This is a genomic window from Methylotenera sp. (assembly GCF_013141425.1).
In the GTDB taxonomy this organism is placed as follows: Bacteria; Pseudomonadota; Gammaproteobacteria; order Burkholderiales; family Methylophilaceae; genus Methylotenera.
Map to the genome: position 1 here is coordinate 1 of NZ_JABFRA010000002.1, position 9994 is coordinate 9994.

At 44.2% G+C, this 9994-nt stretch carries 12 protein-coding genes; 11 read left to right on the forward strand and 1 reads right to left on the reverse strand.

The genetic code is table 11. The features are described 5' to 3' along the window. Positions 1-571: 571 nt before the first annotated feature. The 10 genes from raiA (at position 572) to tmpT (ending at position 9096) form a co-directional block, all read left to right on the forward strand. Positions 572-898 carry a ribosome-associated translation inhibitor RaiA gene (gene raiA / locus HOO90_RS00015; protein WP_292838208.1) on the forward strand — a complete coding sequence of 109 codons (327 nt, stop codon included), beginning with the start codon at positions 572-574 and terminating at the stop codon, positions 896-898. A gap of 17 nt (positions 899-915) precedes the next feature. After that, a complete protein-coding gene (gene hprK / locus HOO90_RS00020; protein ID WP_292838209.1) occupies positions 916-1866 on the forward strand; it encodes an HPr(Ser) kinase/phosphatase in 951 nt (316 codons plus the stop codon). A 4-nt stretch (positions 1867-1870) separates the two neighbouring features. Then, complete coding sequence (gene rapZ, locus HOO90_RS00025; RefSeq protein ID WP_292838210.1) at positions 1871-2734, forward strand: RNase adapter RapZ; 864 nt, start codon at positions 1871-1873, stop codon at positions 2732-2734. Positions 2735-2777: 43 nt separating this feature from the next. Beyond that, positions 2778-3188, forward strand: a complete 411-nt coding sequence (locus HOO90_RS00030) for a PTS fructose transporter subunit IIA (protein WP_292838211.1) — start codon at positions 2778-2780, stop codon at positions 3186-3188. Between the two features lie 51 nt (positions 3189-3239). Beyond that, on the forward strand, positions 3240-3509 hold the full coding sequence (locus HOO90_RS00035) for an HPr family phosphocarrier protein (RefSeq protein WP_292838212.1): 270 nt from the start codon (positions 3240-3242) through the stop codon (positions 3507-3509). A gap of 43 nt (positions 3510-3552) precedes the next feature. Beyond that, the gene (gene ptsP / locus HOO90_RS00040; protein ID WP_292838213.1) at positions 3553-5328 is read left to right on the forward strand and encodes a phosphoenolpyruvate--protein phosphotransferase; all 1776 of its coding nucleotides are present in this window, start codon (positions 3553-3555) and stop codon (positions 5326-5328) included. Positions 5329-5358: 30 nt separating this feature from the next. Next, positions 5359-5730 (forward strand): DUF4870 domain-containing protein, encoded by a 372-nt coding sequence (locus tag HOO90_RS00045; RefSeq protein ID WP_292838214.1) that lies wholly within the window; start codon positions 5359-5361, stop codon positions 5728-5730. A 19-nt stretch (positions 5731-5749) separates the two neighbouring features. After that, positions 5750-7777, forward strand: a complete 2028-nt coding sequence (locus HOO90_RS00050) for a M3 family metallopeptidase (protein ID WP_292838215.1) — start codon at positions 5750-5752, stop codon at positions 7775-7777. An 87-nt stretch (positions 7778-7864) separates the two neighbouring features. Further along, positions 7865-8395, forward strand: coding sequence for a hypothetical protein (locus HOO90_RS00055; RefSeq protein ID WP_292838216.1), 531 nt, complete (start codon positions 7865-7867; stop codon positions 8393-8395). A 59-nt stretch (positions 8396-8454) separates the two neighbouring features. Next, complete coding sequence (gene tmpT / locus HOO90_RS00060; RefSeq protein WP_292838217.1) at positions 8455-9096, forward strand: thiopurine S-methyltransferase; 642 nt, start codon at positions 8455-8457, stop codon at positions 9094-9096. Here the strand turns inward: tmpT and HOO90_RS00065 are convergent. Continuing rightward, positions 9088-9717, reverse strand: a complete 630-nt coding sequence (locus tag HOO90_RS00065) for an HAD family phosphatase (RefSeq protein ID WP_292838218.1) — start codon at positions 9715-9717, stop codon at positions 9088-9090. The two genes, tmpT and HOO90_RS00065, sit on opposite strands and share 9 nt — an antisense overlap. 126 nt (positions 9718-9843) lie before the next feature. Here HOO90_RS00065 and HOO90_RS00070 point away from each other — a divergent pair. Beyond that, a partial coding sequence (locus HOO90_RS00070) for an endonuclease/exonuclease/phosphatase family protein (RefSeq protein ID WP_292838219.1) occupies positions 9844-9994 on the forward strand: 151 nt, incomplete at its 3' end.

The window sequence follows — 9994 nt, forward strand, 5'->3', positions numbered from 1 at the left end:
CGGTTGGCCTTCTGGCGCCTTGTACAACCTGCCACAATAGGCACTCACTTCTCTTGGCTTTTCCCCTCTAAGCCAAGAGAAGCTTTATTTTTTATGTAGGAGCGGCTAGTAGCCGCGAATGGTTAAAAGTTTTCGCGATGAAGCATCGCTCCTACAAAACCACAGGGCTGACTGGCTTTGAATGGCACTTTTAATGATGCTCTGGGAGCCGCATGGATATTGGCTTGCAGAGCATGTGTTCGAGTGTTTGAATCGGGTTAACGTTGGAATAAAGCCTGAAACGAGTTCAGGGTGGCGTTAGCTAACGGCTACCCAACGAATCATTGAATTTAATCCGTGAATCACCAATTTTTTTACTCTGAATTAATGATTACCTTGCTTATTGTAATTAAAGACGTATTCAATTCGTCGTGGCAATAAGCATCAAAAATATTCTTTATTCCACTAGCACAGACTTGAATTAAAGTAGTAAACTGAAATTGTTCGAAAAGTTTTGAAATCCTAGAAATTTTCATATATTGTTGGTTTTTGGATGTTCAGACTTTGAGAATATTTTAAAAAGGAGCAAGTCATGAATTTACAATTAACTGGTCATCATTTAGAAGTAACTCCTGCATTACGCGAATATGTCACAAGCAAATTAGGGCGAATTAGCAACCACTTTGATCATGTTATCGATGTCAAAGTGACCATGAGTGTAGAAAAACTTATCCAAAAGGTAGAGGCTACATTGCATGTTCCTGGTAATGATTTACATGCTGCCTGCACAGACGACAACATGTACAGCGCAATTGATATGCTGACAGACAAACTAGACCGTCAAGTGGTGAAACATAAAGAAAAACATGCGGATCATCACAAAACGAATGGCGCAGTTAAGCACCAGAACATTGAATAATTTTTTGTTATCTTTTTATGGCTCAAATAAACGTCGCTGAGCTATTCAAACAAACCCGCCGTAAGCTCAAACTTAATTGGATTGCCGGACTTAACGGCGGGTTAAATTCCCTCACTAGCGAAACCGTCTCAAAACCTTCGTTGGCACTTATCGGCCACCTTAACTTTGTGCACCCAAACCGCGTGCAAGTGTTGGGCTGTGCAGAAATGGACTATTTACGTAGCCTAAAAGTCGCAGAGGCTGATCATGCGATTGAAAATTTATTTTCAACCGATTTGGCTGCCGTGATTGTAGCCAATGGTGAAAAAGTGCCGGATACGCTGATAGCGGCGGCTAATAAACACAGCACGCCTCTGTTTACTTCGACGCTACGCAGCCCTGAGTTGATGGACATACTGAATCACTTTCTAGCGCAGGCTGTTGCTGAATCAGTCAGCATGCATGGCGTGTTTATGGAGGTGCAGGGCTTTGGTGCGCTCATTAAGGGCGAGGCTGGCATGGGTAAGAGTGAGCTGGCTTTAGAGCTTATTTCACGTGGACATCGGTTGATTGCTGATGATATTGTGGATTTTTTCCGTATTTCACCTGAACGTGTTGAGGGCCGCTGTCCACCGCTATTGCAAGATTTTATCGAAGTCCGCGGTTTGGGTATTTTGAATATTCGTGCGCTTTTTGGCGATAATTCAGTGAAGCCAACCAAACCACTTGACCTGATTATTCAGCTGGAGATGGCGGAGAAATTAGAGCCCCATTTGTTGGATAGACTCAAAATTAAAACATTGAGCGAGCAGGTGTTAGGCGTAAAAATTCCAAAAGTACAAATCCCTATCGCGGCTGGCCGAAATATTGCGGTATTAGTGGAAGTTGCAATTCGTAACCACATGCTATTATTACGTGGGATTAATGCGACGAAGCAATTCACTCAGCGTCAACTGCGCGAAATGAAAAAATCGGCTAAGACAAAATAATGACATGAAACAACTCATCATCCTCACTGGACTTTCTGGCTCGGGCAAAAGTATTGCCTTGCATGCGCTTGAGGACAGTGGCTATTATTGCATAGACAACTTACCGGCCACTATGTTGCCGCAGATAGCCGAACATCTGCAATCTGAAACCAGGCACACAGGCAACCCCAGTGCCAGCTATGACCGTGTTGCCATTAGTATCGACAGCCGCAGTGCTGCCATTGAAACGCTACCTGCACATATTGAACAATTAAAATTACAGGGCATTAGCACGCAGGTACTTTTTCTTGAATCTAATGCGGAGACGCTAGTTAAACGATTTAGTGAAACGCGGCGTAAGCATCCGCTCAGTAAAGACACTACCACGCTCGCCGAAAGCATTGCTATTGAACGTGAGTTGCTGGCGAATCTAGGGAATCTTGGCCATGTGATTGATACCAGCCACATCAGCGCTAATAAGCTCAGGGCTTGGATTAAAGAAGCGGTTTCAAGCGACCATGTGGGCCTGACTTTGCTATTTACCTCGTTTGGTTTTAAACATGGCATTCCGCTAGATGCAGATTTTGTGTTTGATATTCGCTGTTTACCGAACCCACATTACGACGTTAAATTACGCGACCTGACTGGCCGTGATGCCGAGGTGCAGTTATTTTTGGATAAACAGGCCAACGCTCAAGAGATGTTGCGCGATATTAAACAATACATTGAAAAGTGGCTACCCTGCTTTGTGACAGACAACCGTAGTTATTTAACTGTGGCAATTGGCTGCACAGGCGGCCAGCATCGCTCCGTTTACTTTGTTGAGCAACTCAGCCAATACTTTTTGTCTAAGCAAAAAGTACTGACAAGACATCGAGAGCTGGCATAAAAACCATAAAGTTAGTTTTAGAAAATTTAAAGTTGAGATAAAAATGATTGGTATTTTAATTATTGCACACGGCGGTTTAGGTGAAAGCCTGAAAGAGTGTGCTAAACATGTCATTGGCAATGAACCTAGGCAATTAGCATTTCTTGCGGTAGATATCGATGATGACCCGAATAATTTACTTACAAAAGCACGTGGATTGGTAGACGAGTTGAATCATGGTGATGGCGTTTTAGTTTTATCCGACATGTATGGCGCAACGCCCTGCAATATTGTGAGTAAATTACTCGTTCCTGGCAAGATTGAGGGCGTCGCAGGTGTCAATATGCCAATGATTGTGCGTACCATGACTTACCGACATGAATCACTGATGGCATTAGTAGAAAAAGCCATTAGCGGTGGACGGGAAGGCGTGGTGCATTTTGATCGTGAACATTGCGACCGCTATGAGCCGTAAAATAGCATGCATCATTTTAAAAATACTTATAAATACAATTAGGCTTAAAGAATGATTAGTACTGAAGTAGAAATTATCAATAAACTAGGCTTACATGCGCGTGCCTCTACCAAACTCACGCAAACTGCCAGCAAGTTTGCCAGTGATGTTGGCATCACCCGCAATGGACGCCGAGTTAATGCTAAAAGCATCATGGGCGTCATGATGTTGGCTGCTGCAAAAGGGTCATTTATTACGTTGGATGCAAGTGGAGTTGATGAACAAGCCGCAATTGATGCGCTGACTGCATTAATCGCCGACTATTTCGGCGAAGGCGAATAAAGTTTATGGCTAGAAAAGTTATCTCTTATGGAAAATCTACTCAATGACTAGCTTTAGTCTCCATGGCGTAGGTGTATCCAGCGGCATTGCCATTGGACAAGCGCATTTAATTTCAAATGCGCTGCTGGAAGTTGTGCATTATCAATTGCCCAACCATTTGATTAGTGACGAAATCAAGCGTTTTGAAAATGCCGTTCAAACTGTTAAAGCTGATTTAGAAGAAATTAACGGTAGCTTACGTAAAAATGCGCCTGCTGAATTAAGTGCGTTCATTGGCACACATTTAATGATTTTGGCGGATAAGTCTTTATCTGAGGTTCCAAAAACCATCATCCAAAACGAAAAGTGCAATGCCGAGTGGGCAATCAAGTTGCAAATGGATGATATCGTTGAGCAGTTTGAACAAATTGAAGACGAGTATTTACGTGAGCGAAAACAAGATGTTGTTCAGGTCGTTGAACGCGTCATTAAAGTATTGCTCGGCCACCCGAGCCAATTAGCTACCGAGCAACAATTGAGTGCGCTGAGTGAAGAGCGAAAACTCATTCTAGTCGCGCATGATATCTCTCCTGCGGATGCCATCCAATTCAAACAACATGAGTTTGCAGCCTTTATTACCGATGTCGGTGGTGTAACCTCGCACACGGCTATTCTAGCGCGTAGCCTGAATATTCCTTCTATTGTTGCCCTGCAAAAAGCCCGTGATTTAATTCACGATGGTGAATTGATAATTGTGGATGGCAAGCAAGGGGTGGTGATTGTTAACCCCGACAAGAACATTCTGACGGAATATAAGTTGCGTCAGGAACAATGGGAACTCGAGCAACAAAAGCTACAACGCATCAAATCCGCTAAAGCCGTCACATTGGACGGTGCTAGTATCGAACTATTCGCTAATATTGAAGTTCCTGAAGACGTTGTTGCAGCAAGAGCTGCAGGCGCGACTGGTATCGGCCTATACCGCACCGAGTTCTTGTTTATGAATCGGCGCGAAATGCCAGATGAAGAAGAACAATTTGTAGCTTATAAAGCGGTGGCGGAGGCCATGAAAGGTGATGTAGTTGTTATACGCACCTTGGATTTAGGTGCCGATAAACAAATGAATCCTGACACCGTAGTCACCTGCGCTAACCCAGCACTTGGTTTAAGGGCAATTCGTTTTTGCTTGGCTGAGCCACAGATTTTTCATACGCAATTACGCGCACTTTTACGCGCCTCACATTTCGGCAACATTAAAATCTTGGTGCCAATGCTTTCAACACTTTCTGAGTTACGCCAAACCAAGCTGCTACTTGAACGCGCCAAACTTAGCCTGCGAAAACAAGGCATTCCATTTAATGAAACAATCGCGCTGGGTGGCATGATCGAAATCCCCGCCGCCGCGATTAATGCCGAAGCCTTTGCACATGAATTAGACTTTTTATCGATTGGCACCAACGATTTAATTCAATATACGTTAGCGATTGATCGAACCGATGATGCAGTGGCGCATCTATACAACCCATTACATCCCTCGGTATTAAAATTAATCGCTATGACCATCAAAGCAGGCGACAAATTAGGTAAATCCGTTTCTGTTTGCGGTGAGATGGCGGGCGATGCTAAATTGACCAAGCTGTTGATTGGAATGGGATTACGTCAACTTTCCATGCATCCGTCGCATATTCTGAGCGTCAAACAACAGATTCTGCATAGCCAGCTCAGCGCACTCAGTGCTAATTCACGCAAGATTCTAAATCTAACTGACATCGAAAAAATTGAACCTCAAGTCGCTAAATTGAATCGAATTGCAGATTTAAGAATGCACCCAAGACCCTAGCAAACTTTGTTTACCTCTAAAGGAATGAGTATGTCTAACGAAACAGATAGCGAAGTAATTAATGAAAATTGGGACAGCTCACCCAGCAATGACGAGAAAAATATCGCCACGGTAACTCATCTCGGAGGTACAGTATTCTGGTTTATCCCATCACTCATTGTGTGGATACTGAAAAAAGATGACAGCGAATACCTTGCCAATCAGGCAAAAGAGGCGCTAAATTTTCAAATCACCATACTAATAGCCCAACTAGTAGCTGGCATTCTGGTATGGGTACTCATTGGTTTTCTATTAATCCCAATTATTTGGCTATTGAATATTGTTTTATGCATAATCGCCGCCATCTCCACTAGCAGGGGCGAAGCATATCGTTATCCATTCGCGCTGCGCTTAATCAACTAATCTGTTTAAGGAATATTCTGTGTCAAACCCATTGTTATATCTTGCTGGCTTACCAAAATTTAATGAAGTCAAACCTGAACATGTTGGCCCTGCCATTGATAGCTTACTAACGGAAGGTCGCGCCCTAATTGAAACATTAGCGACCTCAACAGAAGCACCAACATGGGAAAATTTTGCCCTTAAGCTAGAAGACCATAGCGAAAAAATAAGCCGCGCCTGGAGCCAAGTGGGCCACATGAATGCCGTGGTGAATAGCCCTGAGTTACGTGAAGCTTATAACGAAAACTTGGCCAAACTGACTGACTACGGCAGTGACATGTCGCAAGATGAGCGACTTTACGCCAAGTACAAAGCCATTCAAGCAAGCGCTGCGTTTACAAGCCTGACGCCAACACAACAAAAAATTATCAATAACGAGGTGCGTGATTTCAAACTTGGCGGTGCAGAATTACCCGAGGCGCAAAAAGCGCGCTTTAAAGCGGTGAGTGAAGAACTTTCAAAACTGGGTTCTAAGTTTGAAGAAAACATCATGGACAACACCAATGACTTTGCGCATTACGTAGAAAATGTGGGCGATTTAGCTGGACTGCCAGCTGATGCCATAGAAGCCGCGCTTGAAGCAGCAAAAGCAGACGGCAAAACAGGTTATAAATTTAGCCTTCACTTCCCTTCTTACCTACCAGTGTTGCAATATTGTGATAATCGCGCTTTGCGTGAAACACTTTACCGTGCTTATGCCACCCGCGCTTCTGAATTTAGCAATCCTGAATGGGATAACACTAGCTTAATCAGCGATATTCTTAAACTGAAAAAAGAAGAAGCGCAAATGCTGGGGTTTAAGAACTACGCCGAGCTTTCACTCGCCACCAAAATGGCCGATAGCCCAAAGCAAGTGACGGACTTTTTAGACACACTAGCTAAACGTGCCAAGCCATATGCCGAACGTGATATGCAAGAACTCACCGCCTACGCTAAAAAACTAGATATTGATGATATGCAATCGTGGGATGTTGGCTATGTAAGCGAAAAGTTACGTGAAGAAAAATACGCATTTTCAGACCAAGAAGTGAAGCAATATTTCCCTGAGATCAAAGTGCTTGCTGGCTTATTTAAAGTCACCGAAACCATCTTTGGCGTACAAGTACAAAAGGCTGAAGCACCGCTTTGGCATGAAGACGCGGCGTTTTACCAAATTAACGATGCCACTGGCAAACCTATCGCCTATTTCTATTTAGACCTGTACGCCCGCAATAACAAACGTGGTGGCGCATGGATGGACGAAGCGATTACCCGTCGCAAAAAGGCCAATGGCATTGAACTACCTGTTGCCTTTTTAACTTGTAACTTCTCTGCCCCTGTCGGCGGAAAGCCTGCTTTATTCACGCACGATGAAGTCAATACCATGTTCCACGAATTTGGTCATGGCCTGCATCACATGCTCACCCAAGTAGATGAATACGGCGTTTCGGGCATCAAAGGCGTGGAGTGGGATGCAGTTGAGTTACCTAGTCAGTTTATGGAAAACTTCTGCTGGGAATGGGATGTGCTACGCCACATGACAGCCCACGTTGAAACTGGCGCGCAACTACCGCGCGAGTTGTTCGATAAAATGGTTGCCGCGAAAAACTTTCAAGCGGGTATGCAAACCATGCGCCAAATCGAGTTCTCACTATTTGATATGCGCCTACACGGCGAATTTGACCCAAATGGAAAACAAACTGCACTAGATTTAATTGAGCAAATTCGCGATGAGGTTGCCGTGGTAAGACCACCAAAATGGAACCGCTTTCCTAACAGCTTTAGTCATATTTTCGCAGGTGGTTATGCGGCAGGTTATTACAGCTACAAATGGGCAGAAGTATTATCAGCCGATGCTTACAGCCTATTTGAAGAGTTGGGCGTACTCTCACACGAAGCTGGCAAACTATTTAAAGATGAAGTGCTGGCAAAAGGTGGAAGCCGCCCCGCGTTGGAATCGTTTGTGGCGTTTAGAGGCAGAGAGCCTAGTATGGATGCACTCTTAAGACATAATGGGATGGCTGGGTGATGCTTAGACTAGCTAACCGTGTGGGTAAACTAGTTGCCAATCCAACATGGCTAACGGCTCGGCAGTGTGCAAAACGATAGAGATCTCATGCCCGTTAGCCCAGGTGGAACCTATTTCGACAACGACGAGTTGGATGCTTTGTTCAAGGCAGTAGGCTTCGTGGTAGTCCAATGGGGTCAAGCTGAGCAATCGCTCGACTTAGCTACAGGTGTACTGTACAAGCATCTTGGTGGTATGGCTCTCTCGAAGCACCTGCCTATGATGTTGGAAACCAAGCTGAAGTTCATCGAGAAATGTTTCGCAAAACTACCTACCTTGGCTCGATTTCGCGCTGATGGGGAGGATCTAATTGCTGACTTTCGCAGTCTCAGCGCGACTCGTCATGACCTCATACATGGTGCCATTGCAAGTGTTTCCGCGACGAATGGCGGATTTGACTTCATGAAGCTGGATTTCAACAACGATGATCATGTCGTTCGTGAGTTTCGCTTTGAGGGCGAGGACTTTCCAAAGTTAACGAAAAACCTGATCGATCTTGGCGCGCGGGCTACCACTTTCGCACAGCAGCTCTGGGGGCTTGTACAACCAAGTAGCGTGGGTTCTTTAAACCACGCGTAGCTATACTTGTAACACTGCTTACGTGGGCAAACAAGTGGCCAACCTACGAATGGAGAATGATGAAACACGACTTTTGGCATAATAAATGGGAGAAAAATGAGATTGGCTTTCACTTGCCTGAGGCTAATCCTTTGTTGGTTAAATACTTCCCAACACTTAATTTGCCACAAGGTCCACGTGTATTTTTACCGTTGTGTGGTAAAACTTTAGATATTGCTTGGTTGCTTGCTCAGGGCTACCGCATTGCTGGCGCTGAGTTAAGCGAGCTTGCGATTGAAGATTTATTTAGGCAGCTTAATTTAACGCCTAACATCACCAATCTGGATGAAATCACACATTATAGCGCAGATAATATTGATATGTTTGTGGGTGATATTTTTAAAGTCACGCCTGCCATGTTAGGCAAGGTAGATGCAGTGTATGACCGTGCGGCTTTAGTGGCGTTGCCTGAAGATATGCGCAAAGCTTACTCTGCGCATTTAATGGCGCTCACTCACAACGCACCGCAATTGCTGATTTGCTTTGAATATGACCAAACCATTCATGAAGGCCCACCCTTTTCAATTTGTACAGGTGAAGTTAAACAGCATTACCAAATAGCATACGACTTAACTTTGCTTGCATCTGAGACATTGCCTGACGGCCTTAAAGGCAAACACCCCGCCACAGAGCAAGTTTGGTGGCTTAAACCTTTAAATTAGCCAATCCTCAAGACTTGCCACTACTTGGTGACAGTGTTCACGCACATAGTCACTCGGTTGTTTTAAATCTGGCGCTACAACCACTTTTAAACCTGCTGCAATGGCAGAACGAGCGCCGTTTTCACTATCTTCAAAAGCTATACATTGTTCTGGCTTAAGACCCAATTTCTTAATCGCTAATAAGTAAATATCAGGGTTTGGCTTGCCTAGTGTGACTTCTTGCCCGCTGGTAATATAGCTGAAGTAGTCGAACACGCCAACATGACTCAAACGATGAGTAATATGATGTATAGGCGAAGATGAGGCAACGCTACAAATGACGTTAGTGCTTTGATAATGTTTGAGCAAGGGCAGCACGCCTTGTTTGAGTGGAAAGGTATGATTGTGCTCTGCTAGCAAAGCATCTAAGCCTTGCATCACTTGATTAAACTTTTGCACGCCACCTAATTGTTCAACCATGATGCGTGTAGAGTCAGGTCCCGCGCGACCAATCAACTCAACGTATTCCGCTTGGGTGTAGGTGATGCCGACTTGCTTGGCGGCGATGATGCAAGCTTGCATGATGATACGCTCTGAATCAATCAGCAGGCCATCCATATCAAATATTGCGGCTTTAATCACGTCATAATGCTCAAAAAAGCGTGACTTTAACACAGTAAACCTGTCTTGATTTAAATTGCTTAAGTTACAAAATATGCAATTTTTAACGCATGCTAAAATGCCTTAAACCTTAATTGAGATTTAATCGTGAAACTAGCTACTTGGAATGTGAACTCACTGAATGTGCGCCTGCCGCATGTATTGGACTGGTTGCGCGACAATCCGATTGATGTACTTTGCATACAGGAAACCAAGCAAGAAGATAGCAAGTTTCCATATGCCGATTTGAAAGCTGCTG

Bases quoted from the DNA above. Each gene is read 5' to 3' on its own strand.
- raiA (WP_292838208.1), top strand. From the start codon at position 572: ATGAATTTACAATTAACTGGTCATCATTTAGAAGTAACTCCTGCATTA.
- hprK (WP_292838209.1), top strand. From the start codon at position 916: ATGGCTCAAATAAACGTCGCTGAGCTATTCAAACAAACCCGCCGTAAG.
- rapZ (WP_292838210.1), top strand. From the start codon at position 1,871: ATGAAACAACTCATCATCCTCACTGGACTTTCTGGCTCGGGCAAAAGT.
- HOO90_RS00030 (WP_292838211.1), top strand. From the start codon at position 2,778: ATGATTGGTATTTTAATTATTGCACACGGCGGTTTAGGTGAAAGCCTG.
- HOO90_RS00035 (WP_292838212.1), top strand. From the start codon at position 3,240: ATGATTAGTACTGAAGTAGAAATTATCAATAAACTAGGCTTACATGCG.
- ptsP (WP_292838213.1), top strand. From the start codon at position 3,553: ATGACTAGCTTTAGTCTCCATGGCGTAGGTGTATCCAGCGGCATTGCC.
- HOO90_RS00045 (WP_292838214.1), top strand. From the start codon at position 5,359: ATGTCTAACGAAACAGATAGCGAAGTAATTAATGAAAATTGGGACAGC.
- HOO90_RS00055 (WP_292838216.1), top strand. From the start codon at position 7,865: ATGCCCGTTAGCCCAGGTGGAACCTATTTCGACAACGACGAGTTGGAT.
- tmpT (WP_292838217.1), top strand. From the start codon at position 8,455: ATGAAACACGACTTTTGGCATAATAAATGGGAGAAAAATGAGATTGGC.